Annotated in this window: 22 protein-coding genes and 1 riboswitch; of the genes, 19 read left to right on the top strand and 3 right to left on the bottom strand. The window is 30.8% G+C overall.

The features are described 5' to 3' along the window. Window positions 1–143 precede the first annotated feature (143 nt). From carA to BVC87_RS12020, 6 genes are all read left to right on the top strand, one after another. Window positions 144–1,250 carry a glutamine-hydrolyzing carbamoyl-phosphate synthase small subunit gene (carA, locus tag BVC87_RS11995; RefSeq protein WP_075342625.1) on the top strand — a complete coding sequence of 369 codons (1,107 nt, stop codon included), beginning with the start codon at window positions 144–146 and terminating at the stop codon, window positions 1,248–1,250. A 7-nt stretch (window positions 1,251–1,257) separates the two neighbouring features. Beyond that, the gene (locus BVC87_RS12000) at window positions 1,258–1,671 is read left to right on the top strand and encodes a DUF1330 domain-containing protein (protein WP_075342626.1); all 414 of its coding nucleotides are present in this window, start codon (window positions 1,258–1,260) and stop codon (window positions 1,669–1,671) included. Window positions 1,672–1,763: 92 nt separating this feature from the next. Beyond that, window positions 1,764–3,050 (top strand): phosphopyruvate hydratase, encoded by a 1,287-nt coding sequence (gene eno, locus BVC87_RS12005; RefSeq protein ID WP_075342627.1) that lies wholly within the window; start codon window positions 1,764–1,766, stop codon window positions 3,048–3,050. Between the two features lie 865 nt (window positions 3,051–3,915). Continuing rightward, on the top strand, window positions 3,916–5,355 hold the full coding sequence (locus tag BVC87_RS12010; RefSeq protein ID WP_075342628.1) for a T9SS type A sorting domain-containing protein: 1,440 nt from the start codon (window positions 3,916–3,918) through the stop codon (window positions 5,353–5,355). 174 nt (window positions 5,356–5,529) lie between these two features. Then, complete coding sequence (locus tag BVC87_RS12015) at window positions 5,530–6,816, top strand: citrate synthase (RefSeq protein ID WP_075342629.1); 1,287 nt, start codon at window positions 5,530–5,532, stop codon at window positions 6,814–6,816. 60 nt (window positions 6,817–6,876) lie between these two features. Then, window positions 6,877–7,791 (top strand): dimethylarginine dimethylaminohydrolase family protein, encoded by a 915-nt coding sequence (locus tag BVC87_RS12020; protein WP_075342630.1) that lies wholly within the window; start codon window positions 6,877–6,879, stop codon window positions 7,789–7,791. A 14-nt stretch (window positions 7,792–7,805) separates the two neighbouring features. Here the strand turns inward: BVC87_RS12020 and BVC87_RS12025 are convergent, their stop codons facing one another. After that, the gene (locus tag BVC87_RS12025; RefSeq protein WP_075342631.1) at window positions 7,806–8,216 is read right to left on the bottom strand and encodes a hypothetical protein; all 411 of its coding nucleotides are present in this window, start codon (window positions 8,214–8,216) and stop codon (window positions 7,806–7,808) included. Between the two features lie 73 nt (window positions 8,217–8,289). Beyond that, a complete protein-coding gene (locus BVC87_RS12030; protein ID WP_075342632.1) occupies window positions 8,290–8,580 on the bottom strand; it encodes a hypothetical protein in 291 nt (96 codons plus the stop codon). 495 nt (window positions 8,581–9,075) lie between these two features. Then, window positions 9,076–9,171: riboswitch (TPP riboswitch) on the top strand. Between the two features lie 54 nt (window positions 9,172–9,225). Here BVC87_RS12030 and thiS point away from each other — a divergent pair. From thiS to moeB, 11 genes are all read left to right on the top strand, one after another. Next, window positions 9,226–9,429, top strand: a complete 204-nt coding sequence (thiS, locus tag BVC87_RS12035; RefSeq protein WP_075342633.1) for a sulfur carrier protein ThiS — start codon at window positions 9,226–9,228, stop codon at window positions 9,427–9,429. Between the two features lie 26 nt (window positions 9,430–9,455). After that, a complete protein-coding gene (gene thiC / locus BVC87_RS12040; protein ID WP_075342634.1) occupies window positions 9,456–11,315 on the top strand; it encodes a phosphomethylpyrimidine synthase ThiC in 1,860 nt (619 codons plus the stop codon). Between the two features lie 67 nt (window positions 11,316–11,382). Next, window positions 11,383–11,979: a thiamine phosphate synthase gene (locus tag BVC87_RS12045; RefSeq protein ID WP_075342635.1), complete on the top strand. Its 597-nt coding sequence runs from the start codon at window positions 11,383–11,385 to the stop codon at window positions 11,977–11,979. Window position 11,980: 1 nt separating this feature from the next. Continuing rightward, entirely contained in the window at window positions 11,981–12,733 is a 753-nt protein-coding gene (locus tag BVC87_RS12050; RefSeq protein WP_075342636.1) for a hydroxymethylpyrimidine/phosphomethylpyrimidine kinase, read from the top strand. A 91-nt stretch (window positions 12,734–12,824) separates the two neighbouring features. Further along, a complete protein-coding gene (locus BVC87_RS12055; protein ID WP_262509525.1) occupies window positions 12,825–13,019 on the top strand; it encodes a four helix bundle protein in 195 nt (64 codons plus the stop codon). Window positions 13,020–13,055: 36 nt separating this feature from the next. Continuing rightward, window positions 13,056–13,706 (top strand): thiamine phosphate synthase, encoded by a 651-nt coding sequence (gene thiE, locus BVC87_RS12060; protein ID WP_075342637.1) that lies wholly within the window; start codon window positions 13,056–13,058, stop codon window positions 13,704–13,706. Between the two features lie 5 nt (window positions 13,707–13,711). After that, window positions 13,712–14,482, top strand: coding sequence for a thiazole synthase (locus BVC87_RS12065; protein WP_075342638.1), 771 nt, complete (start codon window positions 13,712–13,714; stop codon window positions 14,480–14,482). 32 nt (window positions 14,483–14,514) lie between these two features. Continuing rightward, window positions 14,515–14,865, top strand: a complete 351-nt coding sequence (locus tag BVC87_RS12070; protein WP_075342639.1) for a four helix bundle protein — start codon at window positions 14,515–14,517, stop codon at window positions 14,863–14,865. Continuing rightward, window positions 14,862–16,010 (top strand): 2-iminoacetate synthase ThiH, encoded by a 1,149-nt coding sequence (thiH, locus tag BVC87_RS12075; RefSeq protein WP_075342640.1) that lies wholly within the window; start codon window positions 14,862–14,864, stop codon window positions 16,008–16,010. The genes BVC87_RS12070 and thiH overlap by 4 nt, the downstream gene beginning before the upstream one ends. A 70-nt stretch (window positions 16,011–16,080) precedes the next feature. Continuing rightward, a complete protein-coding gene (locus BVC87_RS12080) occupies window positions 16,081–17,169 on the top strand; it encodes a serine hydrolase domain-containing protein (protein ID WP_075342641.1) in 1,089 nt (362 codons plus the stop codon). Between the two features lie 52 nt (window positions 17,170–17,221). After that, complete coding sequence (moeB, locus tag BVC87_RS12085; protein WP_075342642.1) at window positions 17,222–18,277, top strand: HesA/MoeB/ThiF family protein; 1,056 nt, start codon at window positions 17,222–17,224, stop codon at window positions 18,275–18,277. Between the two features lie 61 nt (window positions 18,278–18,338). On the opposite strand, the gene BVC87_RS12090 is transcribed toward moeB, so the two are convergent. Further along, entirely contained in the window at window positions 18,339–19,160 is an 822-nt protein-coding gene (locus BVC87_RS12090) for a hypothetical protein (RefSeq protein ID WP_075342643.1), read from the bottom strand. Window positions 19,161–19,450: 290 nt separating this feature from the next. On the opposite strand from BVC87_RS12090, the gene BVC87_RS12095 reads away from it, so the two are divergent. Continuing rightward, complete coding sequence (locus BVC87_RS12095; RefSeq protein ID WP_075342644.1) at window positions 19,451–19,771, top strand: hypothetical protein; 321 nt, start codon at window positions 19,451–19,453, stop codon at window positions 19,769–19,771. 60 nt (window positions 19,772–19,831) lie between these two features. Further along, window positions 19,832–20,767, top strand: a complete 936-nt coding sequence (gene ctlX / locus BVC87_RS12100) for a citrulline utilization hydrolase CtlX (protein ID WP_075342645.1) — start codon at window positions 19,832–19,834, stop codon at window positions 20,765–20,767. The last annotated feature ends 364 nt before the right edge of the window (window positions 20,768–21,131 follow it).

Consider the following 21,131-nt stretch of genomic DNA (forward strand, 5'->3'; position numbering starts at 1 on the left):
TAAACATTTTCGTTTATCCTTTTTTTTTAAACTATTTTTGACAAACTTTTTAAAACATGAAATACGTCTTATTATCAAGAGAAAAGCTTATACAAAATAATAGAGACGAATTCAATCTGACACAAGAAAACATTTAATTACGGATGAAATACACAACTAGAAAAAAAGCACTTGTTTTATTAGCAGACGGAACAATTTTCTATGGTAAATCTATAGGAATAGAAGGTACAGTTACTGGTGAGATTTGTTTTAATACTGGAATGACTGGTTACCAGGAAATTTTTACAGACCCTTCTTATTTTGGACAGTTAATGGTAGCAACTAATGCTCATATCGGGAACTATGGTGTAAATGATGAAGAAGTTGAATCAGAAGGAATAAAAATATCTGGATTAATTTGTAGAAATTTTAGCTTTGAGCATTCTAGAGTTGATTCTGATGGAAATTTAAAAGATTGGTTTGAAAAGCATAATCTAGTAGCAATTTCAGACGTGGATACAAGAGCATTGGTTTCTTATATCAGAGAAAATGGAGCTATGAATGCTATTATTTCTACAGAAGTTGAAGATATAGATAAACTTAAAGCAGAATTAGCAAAGGTTCCAAATATGGAGGGACTAGAATTGGCTTCTAAAGTTTCAACTACCAAGCCTTATTTTGTAGGTGAAGAAAATGCAACTTACAAAATTGCTGCAGTTGATATTGGAATCAAAAAAAATATATTAAGAAACTTAGCGAAAAGAGATGCTTACATTAAAGTATACCCTTATAATGCAAAGTTTGAGGAATTAGAATCATGGAATCCTGATGGTTACTTTATCTCAAATGGACCAGGAGATCCAGAGCCATTAATAGATGCTCAAAATTTAGCTAAAGAAGTTATTGAGAAAAATTTACCATTATTTGGGATTTGTTTAGGACACCAAGTAATTGCTCTAGCTAACGGGATTTCAACCTATAAAATGCATAATGGGCATAGAGGAATTAATCATCCGGTAAAAAATCTTCTAACAAGTAAAGGAGAAATTACTTCACAAAATCATGGTTTCGCTATCAATAGAGAAGAAACTGAAGCTCATCCAGATGTAGAAATTACACACGTACATTTAAATGATAATACTGTTGCAGGTATTAAAATGAAAAGTAAAAATGTATTTTCTGTGCAATATCACCCGGAAGCTAGTCCAGGACCGCACGATTCAGAATATTTATTTGATCAATTTATAGAAAATATTAAAATGACGAAGTAATTGATGTATGGAAAAGTATATTGAAGCGACACCAGAATCAGGAAAGAGTTTTTACTTAAAATACCAAGGAAAGGGTAAAATAGTATTACTTAATTTTTTAAGATTCAAAAAAGTTGCTGATTATACAAATCTAGAGTCAATCGCTCCTAAAAAACAAATTTCAGGAGGAGAAGCGTATGAATTATATATGATGCATACGCTTCCTTGTTTGAAGAAATACGGAGGAAGAGTTTTATATAAAGGAAATGCTAATAGCTTTTTGATAGGTCCATTGGAAGAGACTTGGGATTTAGTGTTATTGGTAGAGCATGAATCTGTAGAGAAATTTATAGCTTTTGCTCAAGATGAAGAGTGTTTAAAAACTGCTAAACATAGAAAAGCAGCTTTAGAAGATTCTAGATTATTACCTACTTCCTTGTAAAACGATTTCGTAGAATTTAACCAAAAATCAATCTTTAATTTTGTAGCATTTGTAAATTAGCTACAGTCAAATCACTAAAAAAAACATACAAAATGAGTATCATTATAAACATTCATGCACGTCAAATTTTTGATTCTAGAGGTAATCCTACAGTAGAAGTAGATGTAACAACAGAAAATGGTATTTTAGGTAGAGCAGCAGTTCCATCTGGAGCATCAACAGGAGAGCACGAAGCCGTAGAATTACGTGATGGTGGAGATAATTTTATGGGTAAAGGTGTTTCTAAAGCTGTTGAAAATGTAAATGCTATTATAGCGCAAGAGTTATTAGGAGTTTCTGTTTTTGAACAAAACCTAATAGATAAAATGATGATTGATTTAGATGGTACTCCAAATAAATCAAAATTAGGTGCAAATGCGATATTAGGTGTTTCGTTAGCTGTAGCTAAAGCAGCTGCTAATGAATTAGGAATGCCATTATATCGTTATGTAGGTGGTGTTTCAGCAAATACTTTACCAGTTCCTATGATGAATATTATTAATGGAGGATCACATTCAGATGCACCTATAGCTTTTCAAGAGTTTATGGTAATGCCTGTAAAAGCAAATAGTTTTTCACATGCGATGCAAATGGGATCTGAAATTTTCCATAATTTAAAGAAAGTATTACACAAAAGAGATTTATCTACGGCAGTGGGAGATGAAGGAGGATTTGCTCCAACATTAGATGGAACAGAAGATGCTTTAGATACAATTGCTTTGGCTGTAAAGAACGCAGGATATGAACTAGGAGATGAAATTATGATTGCTTTAGACTGTGCTTCTGCAGAGTTTTATGTAGATGGTAAATACGACTACACTAAATTTGAAGGAGATAAAGGTAAAGTTCGTACAAGTAAAGAACAAGCGGATTATCTTGCTGAGTTAACTGAAAAATATCCTATTATTTCTATTGAAGATGGAATGGATGAGAATGACTGGGATGGATGGAAGTATTTAACTGAAAAAGTAGGAGACAAAGTTCAATTAGTAGGTGATGATTTATTTGTTACTAATGTTGAACGTTTATCTCGTGGTATAGAAAATAAAACAGCAAATTCTATTTTGATTAAAGTAAATCAAATAGGAACGTTAACAGAAACTATTGCTGCTGTAAATATGGCGCATAATGCTGGATATACTTCTGTAATGAGCCACAGATCAGGAGAAACAGAAGATAATACTATTGCAGATTTAGCTGTAGCATTAAATACAGGACAAATTAAAACAGGTTCTGCTTCTAGATCTGATAGAATGGCAAAGTACAATCAGTTATTACGTATCGAAGAGGAACTAGCCGAAGTAGCATATTACCCTCAAGATAAAGCATTCAAAATTTAAGAATACTATTATTAAATTATTTATTTAAGCTCGTAACATAATTTTATGTTACGAGCTTTTTTCTTTTCTATAAGGTAAATATCAATACGCTTATTTGGTAAAAATCTGCGAACTAAAACCAGACTTAAATTAACTTTCTTTCAAAATTTTCACAATTAAAGACGCTTTCCTAGCAAAAACAAAATAAAGGAAGTTTTTGTAGCGAAATGTACTTTAATATTCTTTATCCTTATTCTTACACTTACTCAAATTATATCACGCATTAATACTTGTTAGTGTTTTATTTTTCTTATTTACAATGACTTATGTTTGCTTTAGAGAAGATTCAAAAGAGATTTCTATTTGTAAATACTTACTAATAACTTTCTATAACGAGGGAACCCTGTTATTTTAATATCATATAAAAATTAATTCTCAAAATAGATAAAAACTAAGAAAAATTATTGTTAACTCACTGTTAGTAAATTGTATAGGCTGATTTTGGGATTGAAGCAGATAATTTTTACTACTAAATCGACATAATTTTAAATTAAACTACTTAATCTTTTATTAATCATATTATAAATCGCAGTACTTCATAAGTTTAATTGTGGATATTTATTTAGTTGGCATAATAAATTAAACTAGAAATTTAGTGATGAATAGATTAGCTAAGTTATTTATACCGAAACTAATTTTAACAATTTTTTTAATAACAAGGAAAGGCTCATTATTCAATATTGTTAACTAAATAGTATGATTAACCAAATTAAATTTATCTGATCAAGAAATAAAAGATGTCATTTCTTTTTTGAAACACTCAAAAATGAAGTAGAATCATATGAATAAGAAAAACAACCTCGTAATCAATTAAAAACTATAAAATATGATTTTTTTCAAAAAACTACTTTTTGCATTAACAGTTGTTGTATCGGTTTCAACAGTTTCTTCTCAATCTTCTAGTACATTAAATTTAGATAGAAGATATGATGAAGTTTCATGGTTAATTAACCATAATGCTTATCAAAACCCAGAAATTAATGCTTCAGACAATGGTCTCACAGGAGGGTTAAATCAAGCACACTCTGTGAATACACAATTAAATAATGGGGGAAGAAGCTTTATGATAGATTTACAATACGGTAGAACTACGAACTTTTTTAAAGGTCGTTTTTTAAGATTAGGGCATGGACCAGCTGGTTTCGCATATTGGATGGAGATGTGTGATTTCTTATCAAAAATTAATAACTTTTTAAACAATAATAAAAACGAAATTATCACATTACATATGCAAATAGATAATGGTGTTACTGTAAATCATATCAAAGATGCTTTTGCAGGAAAAGGAAATAGATGTAGTTCTAGTGCAAATGTGATGAAATATGTATATGCTCACCCCAACAATCTACAAGTTTGGCCTACATTAAAAAAATTAATTAACGATAATAAAAGGTTAATTGTATTATCGGAAAAAGATTTTGGAAGTAGCGCCCCTTCTTGGTTACATTATGAATTTAAATTTACACGCCAAAACGATTTTGCTGCAAATCAAGTATCAGAGTTAAGCCAAAAACATCGTTTTGAAATTGCAGGAAACCCAGGAAGAGGAAATAATAAAACCTCTTTGTTAACAATCAATAACTTTGCTGTAGACGCACCTTTAGGAGTAGGAGATAAGAGCAAAGCAAAAGATGCTAATGAGTACAATCGTATGTATAATAAGTTAATTAGAAGCTGGTTTTCATTTGGAAAAAGACCATCTATGGCTGTGGATTTTTATGAGCAAGGTAATTATTCAGCACGTAATGTAATGAATGAAGCGAATAGAATTAATGAAGTAAGAGGTAGATTTAAAAAAGCAGATGGAAGCAACTTCGAAGATTATGTAGTCGTAAACTCAAGTTTAGAATCAAATTGGTACATACATGGAGCTAAAGCTAGGGCACGTTTGTATTACTCATTTCCAGCTAGACCAGGGGAACCAAGAAGAATAAAATTCTCACATCCGAATTATAACTTTACTCCACAAGAAATTAATTTAACGAATTATGATGGAAAAAATAAGAGAACATTTCGTGTTGATGTTACAGTAACACCTAAAAATGCAAGAAGAAATATAGTTTCAACTGTAGAGTTAAAGCAGAATTTAGATCAAAAGATAGATATCCAAGTTTATGATTTTAATGGAAGATTATTATTAGAATTAAAAAACACGAAGTCATTGGAAGAAAATTTTTCTCGTATAAATGATTTAAAAACAGGTGTATATATAGTAAGAGGATTTGTAGATGGAAAAGCATACACTAAAAAAATAGCTATAAAATAAAGTTTAGTATAATTTACAAAGAAGAAAAGCATCTCGTTTAGAGGTGCTTTTTTATAAATAATTATTATTAGCATATAATTTTTTGGTATTCAAAATCTACATGTCAGGATTTTTTAGATACTTCAAAAAATGGTATCTTCGTTGCAACATTTAAATTAAAAACGATACACAAAAATGTCAGAAATAGCGAAATTACAAATTGGCGAAAATACCTATGAATTTCCGTTAGTTAAAGGAACGGAAGATGAAGTTGCAATAGATGTTAAAACATTAAGAGGAGCTACAGGAGGAGTAATCACTATAGATCCAGGTTTTAAGAATACAGGTTCTTGTCAAAGTGCTATTACATTTTTAAATGGAGAAGAAGGTGTATTACGTTACAGAGGGTACTCAATTGAGGAGCTAGCTGAAAAAGCTGATTTTTTAGAAGTTGCTTATTTATTGATTTTTGGTGAATTACCAACTCAGGAGCAATTAGATAAATTTTACAATGATATCTTAGATAATGCAATTGTAGACGATGATATTAAAAAGATCATTGATGCATTTCCTAAGAACTCTCACCCAATGGGGATATTATCTTCATTAACATCAGCATTAACTGCTTTCAATCCTTCATCTGTTAATGTAGATTCAGAAGAAGATATGTACAATGCTATTGTGAAAATAATGGGTAAATTCCCAGTTTTAGTAGCTTGGACAATGCGAAAAGTTAAAGGTTTACCTTTAAACTATGGTTCGCGTAAGATTGGTTATGTAGAGAATGTTATGAAGATGATGTTTGAGAAACCGAATGAAGATTATGAAATCAACCCAATTGTAAGAGATGCACTTGATAAATTATTAATCTTACATGCTGATCATGAACAAAACTGTTCTACATCTACGGTAAGAATTGTAGGTTCTTCTCATGCTGGTTTATTTGCTTCTATATCTGCTGGTATTTCAGCTTTATGGGGACCATTACACGGTGGAGCCAACCAAGCGGTATTAGAAATGCTAGAAGCAATTAAAGCTGATGGTGGAGATACTAAGAAGTACATGGGTAAAGCTAAAGATAAGGAAGACCCTTTCCGTTTAATGGGATTCGGACACAGAGTATATAAAAACTTCGATCCACGTGCAAAGATTATTAAAGTAGCTGCTGATGAAGTGTTAGACGATTTAGGAGTTGAAGATCCAGTATTAGATATAGCAAAAGGTTTAGAACAAGAAGCTTTAAGTGATGAATATTTCGTGAAAAGAAAGCTATATCCTAATGTAGATTTCTATTCTGGAATTATTTACAGAGCTATGGATATTCCTGTTGAAATGTTTACAGTAATGTTTGCTTTAGGACGTTTACCAGGATGGATTGCACAATGGAGAGAGATGCGTTTACGTAAAGAACCAATTGGTCGTCCTCGCCAAGTATATACAGGAGAGAACTATCGTCCTTTTGTTAAGATAAATAAAAGATAATCATAACTAAAATAATATAATGTCATTCTAGAGTAAAATTTGGGATGACATTTTTTTTATATGTTACAACTAAATATTCAAAACGAGACTTCAAAATTAAAAGCTGTAGTATTAGGAACAGCAAAAAGTAATGGTCCAATTCCTAAGGTAGAAGATTGTTATGATCCAAAAAGTAGACAACATGTTATTGCAGGAACTTATCCTACAGAAGAAGACATGGTTGCTGAAATGGAAGCAGTAGCAGAAGTTTTTAGAAAGTACGATGTGCAAGTTTTTCGCCCTGAAGTCATAAAAGATTATAATCAAATTTTTTCTAGAGATATTGCCTTTGTCATTGAAGATAAACTTATAAAAGCAAACATTTTACCAGATAGAGAACGAGAATACGAAGCTATTCAGCATGTAGTTTCTCAAATTAATCCTGAGAATGTGATAGAGTTACCAGAAGAGTGTCATGTAGAAGGAGGTGATGTAATGCCTTGGAATGATTATATCTTTATAGGAACATACTCGGGAGAAGATTACTCAAGTTATATTACAGCAAGAACAAATACGGATGCAGTGATTGCATTACAAGAGTTATTTCCAGAAAAAACAGTAAAATCTTTTGAATTAAGAAAATCAAATGATGATCCAAAAGAAAATGCATTGCATTTAGATTGTTGTTTTCAGCCTATCGGAAAAGATAAAGCTATTTTACATAAAAATGGTTTTCTAGTAGATCGAGAATATGAATGGTTAGTGAATTTCTTCGGAAAGGAAAATATTTTTGAAATTACTAAAGAAGAAATGTACAATATGAATAGTAATGTTTTCTCTATTTCTGAAAATGTAATTATCTCTGAAAAAAACTTTACTAGATTAAATACTTGGTTACGAGAGAAAGGATTTACAGTAGAGGAAGTACCTTATGCTGAAATAGCTAAACAAGAAGGTTTGTTACGTTGTTCTACTTTGCCTTTAATAAGAGAATAATATGAGAACCAATTTTATAAAGGTTCATTAGGTTTTGGAATATCAATATTAGTGTTTAAAATAGGATTAAAGCTAATGGTAAACCCATCGGTGTGCCAAATGTAATTAGTCTTATAACCATTATAATAATAAAGATCCATAAAAACACCTAATTTATCCTTGGTTTGAAAATCTACAAATTGTTTTACGAATAGGTTGCCTTTAATAGTAATGTCGTTTCTAAAATTATATTCTATATTATTAGAAGTACCGATAGTTATTATATCTGGAATATATAGATCCATAGGATTATTTTTCCAAAATACTTTAGTAGAAATAATGAATGTTTCTTGATTGTTGTAATTTTGAATTTCAAACTCTATAACCAAGTTATCATTTAAACTAGGAAAAACTTCATCTTCCCATATTTTCTTTTCTATATTCATAGTAGATTATTGAATGAATTATCGTAATGATTTAAAAAGTCAGAGAAAAACATCTTCTCTGACTTTTATATTATTATAATTTTGTAATAGATACAATATGAGGTTTACCCTGTCCAGGTAATGGTTGGAATATCTCCACAATTGCTTCCCATACTACATCTGATGGAGGTACAGAAGCACTACATTTAAAACGGTAGTTCGTTCCAGCTACTACTTGAGTAGCTACTTGCTCTGGAGTGTAAATCACTCCTACAAATCCATTTAAAGCTTCTTCAAAAACAGCTTTATCTTCAGCTGTTAAAGGTCTGTAAGCTGTCCATCCACCTACTAATGTGTTTTCTTTTGTTGCAGTTTGATTTGACATAATAAAAAATTGAGTTTAGTTATTCCTACTCGTAAGGCTTTTCGGATTAACGCCTCTATAGTTAAACCCTATAGAAAAGTTTTTTAATTATATTAAAGCTTAATTTGTAGTATTATACTTGAATTTTGTTTCCCTTTAAGTCCAAGTATCATTAAGTTCAAATGATACTAATCTTTTGTGGACACAGTAAAGTTCATTAAATACTTGAAGTATAAGTCTAATAATACTCTAAGAGCCTAAAAAAAAGTCATAAGTGTGTTTAATTCAAGTAAGAAAGTGGTAGTATTGTTTAAAGTTATGTTATAAGAATAAGATTACTTCTTGTTAAACAATACCATAAGGGAATTTTAAATAAATAGCGTTTTAGTGTTCAGTTTTTTTGTATTTCAATGTTTTAATTTGTGTTTGACTTTGTGAAGAAGTTATAAACATGTTTGTTTTAAGTGAGAAACTTTTCTTTATTAAGTTGGAGAATAAAGCCTTATATTTGTAACATTGAAACTTTAGGAGTAGCTAGTAAAACTAGTTTGAGAAATATCCTTAGAACCTGATTTGGTTAATACCAGCGTAGGGAAAAGTAATCTTCATTATAGTACATCTTTATTGGATGTGTTGATGCTTCTAGAGTTTATTTAATTTGTTTTTATGATAACAGTTAAAATAAACGATTCTAATAAAACTTTCAAAACGGAGTGTAATCTCATCGGAATGATTGAAGAACTAAATATTCAATCCAATGGAATTGCTATTGCCGTAAATAATTCAATTGTAAAAAAGTCTGACTGGAGTAATCATAAATTATCAGAGAATGATAATGTATTGATTATTAAATCTACTCAAGGAGGATAAAAACGAACAACAAAACAACCTTTTCAATGAAGAAAAAAGATACAGCACCAAAACAAGATGGAGTAACTAGAAATCCATTTCCAAATTCTAAAAAGATTTATGTTCAGGGAGAAATACATCCTGAAATTCAAGTAGCAATGCGAGAAATTACATTGAATGACACTGTAGATTCAATGACGAAAAAACGCACACCAAATGAACCAGTCACGGTTTATGATACCTCAGGACCGTATACAGATCCAGATAAGGAAATCAACATCCATAATGGATTAGAAAGAATTAGAGAAAATTGGATTACAAGTAGAGGTAATGTAGAAGAGTTAGAATCTTTCACATCAGATTATTGTAACGAAAGATTAAATGATGAAAGTTTAGATCATTTACGTTTTAATTTAAAGCATAAACCAAAACGAGCTAAAAAAGGAGAGAATGTTACACAATTACATTATGCTAAAAAAGGAATTATAACTCCAGAAATGGAATATGTTGCCATTCGTGAGAATCAACGAATTGATGAAATGACACGTTTGTCTAAACAACATCCTGGGCAAGATTTTGGAGCAAGTATTCCTGAGAAAATAACTCCAGAATTTGTTCGTGAAGAAGTAGCAAGAGGTCGTGCTGTAATTCCTTCAAATATTAATCATCCAGAAGCAGAACCTATGATTTTAGGGCGTAATTTCTTGGTGAAAATAAATGCAAATATTGGTAATTCGGCAACAACATCTTCTATTGAAGAAGAAGTAGAAAAAGCGGTTTGGGCTTGTCGTTGGGGAGCTGATAATATTATGGATTTATCTACAGGAAAAAATATTCATGAAACTCGAGAGTGGATTATTCGTAACTCTCCAGTTCCAATCGGTACGGTTCCAATTTATCAAGCATTAGAAAAGGTAAATGGTGTAGCGGAAGATTTAACTTGGGAGATATTTAAAGATACCTTAATAGAGCAAGCAGAACAAGGTGTAGATTATTTTACAATTCACGCTGGAGTTCGTTTAGCTTATGTGCCAATGACCGCAAAACGTATTACAGGTATTGTATCTCGTGGTGGATCTATTATGGCAAAGTGGTGTTTAGCACATCACAAAGAGAGCTTCTTATATACGCATTTTGAAGAGATTTGTGAGATTATGAAAGCTTATGATGTGGCTTTTTCTCTAGGAGATGGTTTACGTCCTGGTTGTATTGCAGATGCAAATGATGAAGCTCAGTTCGCAGAATTAGAAACGTTAGGAGAGTTAACAAAAATAGCTTGGAAACATGAAGTACAGTGCTTTATTGAAGGTCCGGGTCACGTGCCAATGCACATGATTAAAGCTAATATGGATAAGCAATTAGAAGCTTGTGGTGAAGCTCCTTTTTATACATTAGGACCATTAACAACTGATATTGCGCCAGGTTATGATCATATTACTTCAGGTATTGGAGCAGCAATGATTGGTTGGTACGGAACTGCAATGTTATGTTACGTTACACCAAAAGAACATTTAGGTTTACCGAATAAAGATGACGTTCGTACTGGAGTAGTTACATATAAATTAGCTGCACATGCTGCTGACTTAGCAAAAGGACATCCAGGAGCACAACATAGAGATGATGCCTTAAGTAAAGCACGTTTTGAATTCCGTTGGGAAGATCAATTTAATTTAGGTTTAGATCCGGAATTAGCTAGGGAATATCATGATGAAACTTTACCAGCTGAAGGAGCAAAAATTGCACATTTCTGTTCTATGTGTGGACCAAAATTTTGTTCTATGAAAATATCTCAAGAAGTGAGAGATTATGCCGCACAGAAAGATTTAGAGGAATCTAGTGCGATTGAGCAGGGAATGAAAGAAAAATCAGAAGAGTTCAAAGAAAAAGGGTCAGAAGTTTATTTATAAGATATTACTTTAATGTCAGTTCGAGCGTAGTCGAGAACTATCATAAATGTATAATTAATAATTGAATATGTTAATAGTTCTTACTTCTGAACAAGAAATAGAAAACGAGGCAATACTTTTAAACCAATTGTTTGAAAATGGTTTAGAAGTGTCGCATCTAAGAAAGCCAACTTTTACTATTGATGGTTATCGTGAGCTTCTTAGAAATGTTGACAAACAATTCTATCAAAGGATTGTAATTCATCAATTTCATGATTTATGCAAAGAATTCCAGCTTAAAGGAATTCATATACAAGAACAACCAAGAATAGATTTAGGAGATCAACTTTTTGAGTATTTTCAATTATTTAAGTCTGAAGGCTTTTCAGTAAGTAGTTCTTTTCATGAACCAGATGTGTTGAATGCTTGTTCAATAAAATTTGATTACCATTTATTAAGTCCAGTGTTTTCATCAATATCTAAACAAGGATATGAAGGAAGAGGTTTTAATGTTAATTACATTGACAAAACAATTGTAGGAATGGGCGGAGTAAATTCCAAAACTATACCTGAGGTTTTTAAACTTGGTTTTAAAGGAATAGGAGTTTTAGGAGGAGTTTGGAATATGGGAACTCCAGTAGAAAGCTTTATAGAAATTAAAACACAATACGATTCATTTAAATAATTTGAAACAGCGTCCTTACATACTAACTATTGCTGGTTTTGATCCGTCAAATGGAGCAGGTTTAACTGCAGATGTCAAAACCTTTGAGCAATTAAAATGTTATGGTTTATCTGTTTGTACCGCAAATACAATACAAAGTGATACTGAATTTCTAAAATGTGATTGGATAGAAATCGATACTATTTTGGAGCAGATTGGAGTTCTGATGAACCGCTTTTCAGTTAATGTGGTAAAGATTGGAATTGTAGAGAATTGGATAATATTATCCAAAATTATTGATTTGGTGTTGAGTTTAAATCCTGAATCCAAAATAATTCTAGATCCAGTTTTAAAATCATCATCAGGATTTTCGTTTCATGAGAATTTTAATGAGAAAGACTTTGATGAGATTTTATCAAAAATCTATTTGATCACACCGAATTATCAGGAAATACAGAATCTATATCAACGAAAAAGTATAGAGGAAACTATTGCGCATATACAAACAAAAACCAATCTGTTTTTAAAAGGAGGTCATAATTTAGAAAAGCTAGGTGTTGACTTTTTATATACGTTAGAAGGAAAAACACATCCTTTTAATCCTAAAAAGGGAATAAAAATATACGAAAAGCACGGTAGCGGTTGTGTTTTGTCATCAGCCATTGCAAGCCATATTGCTTTAAAATATCCATTAGTAAAGTCTTGTTTTAAAGGAAAAAGATATATCGAGAAAGTATTGAGTTCTAATAAAACATTACTAGGATATCACTTTTAGTAAGGAGTTAAATAGTATAGTGAGAAAGGAGATTAGGAGTTGAGAATTTTAGAAGTTGAAGTAATTAGAAGTAAAGTAAATTAAAAAGAAAATAAAAGACAAACTACGTTTTTTTAATATAGCCCAGAGTTCTTTAGAAGAATGTAGATATTATTTAGTTTTAACAAGAGACTTAAAATATAAAGTAAGCCTAGATGATGAAAACGAGTTGTTAATAGAAGTTAGTAAGTTATTAAATTCCTATTGTAGAACAATATTAGGAAAATTAAACAAAATGAATTCTTAACTTCTTTTAACTCCTGTGTTCTAATAATTCTTTAAAATGATAAGTAAATTACAATATATATCACAAGGAGCCACTCCAGAAGAACATTTATTAAACATTCAAAATGCTTGTACGGCAGGATCAGAATGGGTTCAACTTCGTTTGAAAAACCAAACGGATGAGGTAATTTTAGAAACGGCTAAAAAAGCAAGAGAAATTACCAGTCATTTTCAAACGAGATTAATAATTAATGATCATTATAAGATTGCAAAACAAGTAAACGCAGATGGAGTTCATTTGGGTAAAACTGATGCTTGTCCAGCAATTGTTAGAGAGTTTTTAGGAAAACTGTTTATTATAGGAGGTACCGCAAATACTCTAGAAGATTGTAAAGCTTTACTTAAAAAACAAGTTGACTATATCGGGCTAGGACCGTTTAGATATACCACAACAAAGAAAAATTTAAGTCCGATTTTAGGTTTGGCAGGTTATCAAGTACTTTTAGAAGAATTGAATACAGAAATTCCAGTAATTGCTATCGGAGGAATTGTTTTAGAAGATGTACCATCACTATTGGAAACAAATATCCATGGAATAGCAATATCAGGAGAAATAACTAAAGACTTCAATTCTATTTCAAAATTTCATCAAATATTAAAAGCAGGAAGTTCACAAGAACAAGTTTTTAAACTAGATTCAAATAACTAAGAATTATGAGTTCATTACAAATAGCAGATAAAACGTTTATATCACGTTTATTCACAGGAACAGGGAAATTCAGTTCTTCAGAATTAATGCGTGATGCTTTATTGGAAAGTGAGAGCGAATTAGTAACAGTAGCTCTAAAAAGAGTTGACGTACAAAATGAGGAAGATGATATTTTGACTCATTTAAATCATCAACGAATTAATTTATTACCAAATACTTCTGGTGTAAGAAATGCAAAAGAAGCCGTTTTTGCAGCAGAGTTATCAAGAGAAGCGTTGGAAACAAATTGGGTAAAACTAGAAATCCATCCTGATCCAAAATATTTATTACCAGATCCTATTGAAACTTTAAAGGCTGCGGAGGAATTAGTAAAAAAGGGATTCATAGTAATGCCATACATTCATGCCGATCCTGTTTTGTGTAAACGATTGGAAGAAGTAGGAACGCAATGTGTGATGCCTTTGGGAGCGCCAATAGGAAGTAATAAAGGATTAAAAACATTAGAGTTTTTAGATATTATAATTGAACAATCAAATGTTCCTGTAGTTGTTGATGCAGGAATCGGTTCTCCATCTCATGCAGCTCATGCAATGGAAATTGGAGCTGATGCAGTCTTAGTAAATACAGCTATAGCAGTTTCTCAAGATCCAGGAGTAATGGCAAAAGCTTTTAAAATGGCTGTAGAAGCAGGTAGAATGGCGTATGAAGCAAAATTAGCACCAGTAAAAAAGCATGCAGAAGCAAGTAGCCCATTAACGAAGTTTTTAGCTGATTAGCTTTTAGCTATTGGCCATTAATTTGAATTATTATGAGAAATTATAAGAATTTTGAAGTTTGGAAAAAGTCACATCAATTTGCATTAAAAGTTTATGAGGTAACTAAATTATTTCCCTCAGGAGAAAAATTTGGAATTACTTCTCAATTAAGGAGAGCATCACTATCGATACCAACAAACTTAGTTGAAGGTTCAAGTAGAAATTCTGAAAAAGAATTTGCTCATTTCATCAATATAGCTTCAGGTTCGTCAGCTGAAGTTGAATATTTATTAGAATTTTCAAAAGAGATAAATTACTTGTCATTGGAAGATTTTGATATTTTAAATAGAGAGATAATTATTATCAGAAAAATGTTGAATTCTCTTTACCAAAAGTTAAAATGATACCGAAAGAAATAGCTAACAGCCAAAAGCCAAAAGCCAAGAGCTTTAAGAATATATTCAATAATTACGACTGGAATTCAGTTATGGAAAGTATACTTTCTAAGACTTCCAATGATGTTGAAAGAGCCTTAGCTTCAGATAAAAGAGATTTAGAAGATTTTAAAGCTTTAATCTCTCCTGCTGCAAAGCCTTATATTGAACAAATGGCCCAATTAAGTCATCAGTTGACAAAGAAACGTTTTGGAAACACAATACAAATGTATGCGCCAATGTATTTGAGTAATGAATGTCAGAATATTTGTACCTATTGTGGTTTTAGCTTTACTAACAAGATACCTAGAAGGACGCTAACTGATGATGAAATTTTAAAAGAAGTAGCATTTTTAAAGAATAAAGGTTACGATCATATTTTATTAGTAACTGGAGAAGCAAATAGAACTGTAGGTGTAGATTATATTAATAATGCAATTAAATTGATCAAACCTCATTTTTCTAATATTACAATTGAAGTTCAACCTTTAGACCAACATGAGTATGAATTATTAATAGATAATGGTTTATATGCAGTTTTGGTATACCAAGAAACCTATCATAGAGAGGAATATAAAAAGTATCATCCTAAAGGTAAAAAGTCAAATTTCTCATATAGATTAGATACACCAGACAGATTAGGTAAGGCGGGTATTCATAAAATAGGATTAGGAGCTTTGTTTGGTTTAGAAGATTGGAGAGCGGATAGTTTTTTTACCGCACTACATTTAAAATATTTACAAAAAAACTATTGGAAAACTAAATATTCAATTTCATTTCCTAGATTGCGACCCCATTCAGGAGGCTTAGAGCCAAAAGTAGAAATGACTGACCCTGATTTAGTACAGTTAATTTGTGCTTATAGATTGTTTGATGAAGATGTTGAACTATCAATTTCTACTAGAGAAAGTGAAGTTTTTAGGAATCATATTGTTCAACTTGGAATTACTTCAATCAGTGCTGAATCAAAAACTAATCCAGGAGGATATGCTGTAGAACCCCAATCACTAGAGCAATTTGAAATTTCTGATGAACGCAGTACAGAAGAAGTTACAGCAATGTTAAAAGAGCAAGGTTTAGAGGTTGTCTGGAAAGATTGGGAACATTTTAATTAATAAGTACAATATTATTATATATTAAATGTTTGTAAATTAAGAAGGTTGAATGTTTAATCCCCATACATAAATGAAAATTATAAAATATTTTGTAGTACTATCAGTCGTGTTTTTATGGAGCTGTGAAAAAATTATAACTCCAACTTTTAATAGTTTAATATATTTTGCCCCAACTGATACTGATGAATGGGAAACTATTTCTGCTGAAAGTTTGGGTTGGGATACAACTGCTATTCCTGATTTAGATACTTTTTTAGAAGATTCAGATACCAGAGCTTTTATGATTTTGAAAGATGGTAAAATGGTTCTAGAAAAATATTGGGGAACAAACTTTCAAAATACAGGTCCATTTACACAAGATTCGAGATGGTATTGGGCTTCAGCAGGTAAAACACTTACAGCAAGTCTTATTGGTATAGCACAAGGGGAAGGATTGTTAAATGTTTTAGATAGATCTTCAGATCATTTAGGAACAGGTTGGACTAGCTTAGAGCTAGAAAAAGAAAACTTAGTGTCATTAAGAAATCAATTAACAATGACTACTGGTTTTAGTAATGCCGTAGATTTAAATTGTGTTACTCCAAAATGTTTTAAATATAAAGTAGATGCAGGAAATCAATGGTTTTACCATACAGGAACCTATACTGTTTTAAAGAATGTAATAGAAAATGTGTCAGGTGTATCATACAACGATTATACAGATTCAAGATTAGAGGCAGTAACAGGTATGAATGGAGAGTGGATTCCTTTAGATGATAATATTGTATATTGGAGTACTGCTAGAGATGCTGCACGTTTTGGTGTATTCTTATTAGCAGAAGGAACCTGGGGTGGTAATAGATTATTAAGTGGTTTTTATTTTAATGAAATGACAACTACTTCACAAAGTATAAATGAATCTTATGGATATTTAACTTGGCTAAATGGAAAGTCTTCAATTGTACCTCCAGGATTAGAAACAGTAACATTACGTCCACTTTCTGAAAATGCACCAGATGATACCTTTGCGGCTTTAGGAGCAAATGGACAAATAATATCTGTAGTGCCAAGTGAAAATATAGTTGTAGTAAGATTCGGTTCAGAACCTGACAATGGTTTAGTACCTTTAAATTATTTTGATGATCTATGGGAGAAAGTGAATGCAATCATAGAACAATAAGAATAAAATATTAAGAGCATAAATACTTTTCTTGTGGAAAGGAAATGTGAAAATGAAGTTAACCAAAGAAGAACAAAAGCAGTATAATAGACATTTAATCTTAGAGGAGATTGGAGAGGCAGGACAATTAAAACTCAAACAAGCTAAAGTTTTAGTTATTGGAGCAGGAGGATTAGGATGTCCAGTTTTGCAATACTTGACAGCAGCAGGAATTGGAACTATTGGAATAATAGATGCTGATGTAGTAGATCAAACAAATTTACAACGTCAAATTTTATATACAGTAGATGATGTTGGGTTATCAAAAGCTGAAACCGCAGCAAAACGATTATCAAAATTAAATCCTTATGTGAAATTTAAGGTATATAAAGAGTTCTTGACTAAAGATAATGCACTGGCATTATTTGAAAAGTTTGATATCATAGTTGATGGGAGTGATAATTTTCAAACACGTTATCTATCTAACGATGCTGCAGTAATTACAAATAAACCATTAGTATATGGTTCTATATTTAAATTTGAAGGTCAAGTTAGTGTCTTTAATTATAAAGGAAGTGCATCATATAGATGTTTGTATCCAACACCTCCAAATCCTAAAGATGTACCTAATTGTTCTGAAATAGGGGTTTTAGGAGTATTGCCAGGTATAATTGGAAGTTTACAAGCCAACGAGGTGATAAAAATGATTTGTGGGTTAGGTGATGTGTTGGAAAATAAACTGTTGGTTTTTGACGTGCTATCCATGCGTCAATTCGTGCTGAATTATTCTAAGACTGAACAAGCCAGTATTACTCGTTTAGATAAAAACTATGAAGCATTTTGTGGAGTTACAGTAATTGAAAATGAAATTGAATTAGAGAAACTAAAATTAAATGCCGAAAAATATAATTTATTAGACGTTCGAGAACTGTGGGAAAGAAAAGAACATCATATAGGAGGGCAACATATTCCTTTAGGAGAGTTAACACATCGTTTTAAAGAAATTAAAATAAATAAACCCTTAGCTGTATATTGCAAATCAGGTATGCGAAGTAAAAGAGCGATTGAGTTCTTAAAAGAAAAAGAAATTTCCACTCAGCTTTATAACATAACTAATGGAATAGGATAAAAAGAAAAGGCTATTTATTTCAAATAAATAGCCTTTTATATATTTTAAGAATATTAGCATTCTATTCCCAATATACATATAAAGTATAAGTAATAGGACCAGAAGAAAGGTCAATAGTGCTAGGTTTTAGATTTCTGTATGTATTAAGAGAAACAATATCTGTTGAAATAAGCTGTTCTGGTCTTCCTAATTCAATATTTTGACCAAAAAAATCTATTTTAAATACTTCTTCAGGTACTCCATCAGTATAAATTTTCATGTTATGAAATTCATTAGTTGGAGTAGTAAACCAAGAAATTTCTTCAAAACCACGAGTTCTGTTATTAGTGAAATTTTTGTCAGAAATGTAAGTTACCGTATCATCATCAGTGTTTGATACGATAAATTTAGATTGTAAAGATGTTAATGTAGAACCTCCAATAGATTTGTATAAAAAATCACTTAAGGCATAACCTTCAATACCATTAATAGTAATACCATAAATGTTTGCCGTAGAAAAACTTTTTTCTTTAATAACAACATCTTTGTTGATTTCAAGAATTTGGTTGTTAGTTAAAGATATAATGGCTTTTATACTTGTATTACCAGAATCTTTAAATGAAGTTGTTAGTGTTGGTTGAGATTGATTGGAATTACTCACAGCAGTATTATTTATGTACCAATCTGCTTTTAGTATTCCTACGCTACTATTATTATGTATTATTTTAACGTAAATAGTATGCTCATTAAACTGAACTTGATCTCCAACAAGTTCAATTTCAAAATCAGAAGCATTTAATTTTATTTCTTCTATAATTTCATCTTCCATTTTAGAAGAGGTGCTACAAGAAATAATAAATAAAGATGAAAGTAAAAAAAGTAATGGTTTTAGCATAAGTTTCATAGTTCAAATTTTAGAATGCGAATGTAAACTAAATTTGATCATTTGTCAAAAAACGATTATAAACTTTAAATATTTAATTCAATCTTTGTAGCTTTTAGATGAGAATTAGAATATTTTAAAGTAAAAAATAAAGAATAGTAATATACGATAGTCTTTATTAATCCGTTAATTTGAATATCATTTGAACTTGTCTTTTGTTTGGTTTTAACGATTCAAATACTTGTTTTATAGAGTTTTAATTAAGTTAATGGCTAGGAAAATGTATATTCAACCAAGTAATTTACGTACACATGAATAATAGAAAATATCTTTTGTCCTTTTTAATCTTAACACTATTAGGTGTTGGAGCTTGTTTTGGACAAAATGATAATTCTAAAATTAGTTGTTTAAATGAACGTCAGTTAAAAAAGAAGTCAACAACAGTTGAAGATAATTCACAGTATGTACTACACATTAAATTGAAAAAGAAACCCAATAGTAGAAAAGTAGAGATCATTTCTTTAAATTATAAAAAGAAGCCCTCAAAAACATTTGAGATACTAATGGAGCAAAAGAAAAGAATTCTTGAGATTGAGGAAAATAAAAAGAAGAAAAATACTACATGTAAATAACTGTTGAATTAATTTGATTTCGATCTTTGGTAAAAATGAAAATCAATTATTTTTGCAGTCATGAAACAAACAACCAATACTATATTAATGATTCGTCCTGTGGGTTTCAGGATGAATGAACAAACAGCAGTAAATAATTATTATCAAAAAGTATTAGATAATGTTCTGCCTGCTACCGTAAATGCAAAAGCACAAGAAGAGTTTGATAATTATGTAGAAAAATTAAGAAGCTACGGAGTAAATGTAGTCGTTGTTTCTGATACTACAGATTCAGACACACCAGATTCTATTTTTCCCAATAACTGGATTTCTTTCCATCAAGATGGAACTGTAGCCTTATATCCAATGTTTGCCGAAAATAGAAGATTAGAAAGAAGAGAAGATATTCTGGAAACTCTAGAAGAAAAAGGATTTGTTATAGATAATGTAGTAGACTATACTTCTGCAGAAGGAGAAAATGTATTTTTAGAAGGAACAGGCAGTCTATTATTAGATCGGGTAAATAAAAAAGCGTATTGTGCTTTGTCTCCAAGAGCTGATGAAGAACTATTCATAGAGTTTTGTGAAGATTTTGAATACACTCCAGTAGTGTTTACCGCCAATCAAACTGTGAATGGAGAACGAAAGGCAATTTACCATACCAATGTTATGATGTGCCTTGCTGAAACATTCTCTGTAATTTGTTTAGCATCCATTGATGATAAGAAAGAGCGTAAAAATGTTTTGAAGCATTTAAAAGAAGATGGTAAAGAAGTTATAGATATTACAGAAGCTCAAGTAAACAACTTTGCGGGAAATATGTTGCAAGTAAAAGGGAAGGATGATGAACTCTTTTTAGTAATGAGTCAAGCAGCATATGATTCTTTAACTCAAGAACAGATTAATAAAATAGAAAAACACTGCAAAATTATCTCTAGTTCATTAGATGTAATTGAAGGTTGTGGTGGTGGAAGTGCCAGGTGTATGATGGCAGAAGTTTTCTTGCCACAATCGTAAAAATATAGATCCGCTTTTTTAAGCGGATTTTTTGTTTTCAGTTAAGTTATTGATTGTTTGGTTGTTGTTTTTTATTTGAAAAAAAAGATTAATTTTTTTGGATAAAAAGTTTGTGGGATTAAAAGGCGTGTGTATATTTGCACCCGCAAACGGAGAAGCGGTAGTTGTGAAGTTTGTAAGTTCATTAACAAAGTGTAAATATAAAGTAAGAAAATAGTTAAAAAATAACTTAAATTTTTCTTGCGGGAGTAAAATAAAAGCTTGTATATTTGCAGTCCGTTTTTACGGGGAAAGTTCATTGAAATGTTGGTTGTGATTTTAAAAAAAATATTTTTTAAAAAACTTTAAAAAAACTTTAAAAAAA

The organism is Tenacibaculum agarivorans, from assembly GCF_001936575.1.
Lineage (GTDB): Bacteria > Bacteroidota > Bacteroidia > Flavobacteriales > Flavobacteriaceae > Polaribacter > Polaribacter agarivorans.

Excerpts from the sequence above, each read along its gene's own strand:
- thiH (WP_075342640.1), top strand. The coding sequence starts at position 14,862 with ATGATACCGAAAGAAATAGCTAACAGCCAAAAGCCAAAAGCCAAGAGC.
- BVC87_RS12070 (WP_075342639.1), top strand. The coding sequence starts at position 14,515 with ATGAGAAATTATAAGAATTTTGAAGTTTGGAAAAAGTCACATCAATTT.
- thiS (WP_075342633.1), top strand. The coding sequence starts at position 9,226 with ATGATAACAGTTAAAATAAACGATTCTAATAAAACTTTCAAAACGGAG.
- BVC87_RS12030 (WP_075342632.1), bottom strand. The coding sequence starts at position 8,580 with ATGTCAAATCAAACTGCAACAAAAGAAAACACATTAGTAGGTGGATGG.
- BVC87_RS12080 (WP_075342641.1), top strand. The coding sequence starts at position 16,081 with ATGAAAATTATAAAATATTTTGTAGTACTATCAGTCGTGTTTTTATGG.
- thiC (WP_075342634.1), top strand. The coding sequence starts at position 9,456 with ATGAAGAAAAAAGATACAGCACCAAAACAAGATGGAGTAACTAGAAAT.
- BVC87_RS12095 (WP_075342644.1), top strand. The coding sequence starts at position 19,451 with ATGAATAATAGAAAATATCTTTTGTCCTTTTTAATCTTAACACTATTA.
- carA (WP_075342625.1), top strand. The coding sequence starts at position 144 with ATGAAATACACAACTAGAAAAAAAGCACTTGTTTTATTAGCAGACGGA.
- BVC87_RS12065 (WP_075342638.1), top strand. The coding sequence starts at position 13,712 with ATGAGTTCATTACAAATAGCAGATAAAACGTTTATATCACGTTTATTC.
- BVC87_RS12010 (WP_075342628.1), top strand. The coding sequence starts at position 3,916 with ATGATTTTTTTCAAAAAACTACTTTTTGCATTAACAGTTGTTGTATCG.
- thiE (WP_075342637.1), top strand. The coding sequence starts at position 13,056 with ATGATAAGTAAATTACAATATATATCACAAGGAGCCACTCCAGAAGAA.
- ctlX (WP_075342645.1), top strand. The coding sequence starts at position 19,832 with ATGAAACAAACAACCAATACTATATTAATGATTCGTCCTGTGGGTTTC.
- moeB (WP_075342642.1), top strand. The coding sequence starts at position 17,222 with ATGAAGTTAACCAAAGAAGAACAAAAGCAGTATAATAGACATTTAATC.
- BVC87_RS12000 (WP_075342626.1), top strand. The coding sequence starts at position 1,258 with ATGGAAAAGTATATTGAAGCGACACCAGAATCAGGAAAGAGTTTTTAC.
- BVC87_RS12020 (WP_075342630.1), top strand. The coding sequence starts at position 6,877 with ATGTTACAACTAAATATTCAAAACGAGACTTCAAAATTAAAAGCTGTA.
- BVC87_RS12090 (WP_075342643.1), bottom strand. The coding sequence starts at position 19,160 with ATGAAACTTATGCTAAAACCATTACTTTTTTTACTTTCATCTTTATTT.
- BVC87_RS12045 (WP_075342635.1), top strand. The coding sequence starts at position 11,383 with ATGTTAATAGTTCTTACTTCTGAACAAGAAATAGAAAACGAGGCAATA.
- BVC87_RS12025 (WP_075342631.1), bottom strand. The coding sequence starts at position 8,216 with ATGAATATAGAAAAGAAAATATGGGAAGATGAAGTTTTTCCTAGTTTA.
- eno (WP_075342627.1), top strand. The coding sequence starts at position 1,764 with ATGAGTATCATTATAAACATTCATGCACGTCAAATTTTTGATTCTAGA.
- BVC87_RS12015 (WP_075342629.1), top strand. The coding sequence starts at position 5,530 with ATGTCAGAAATAGCGAAATTACAAATTGGCGAAAATACCTATGAATTT.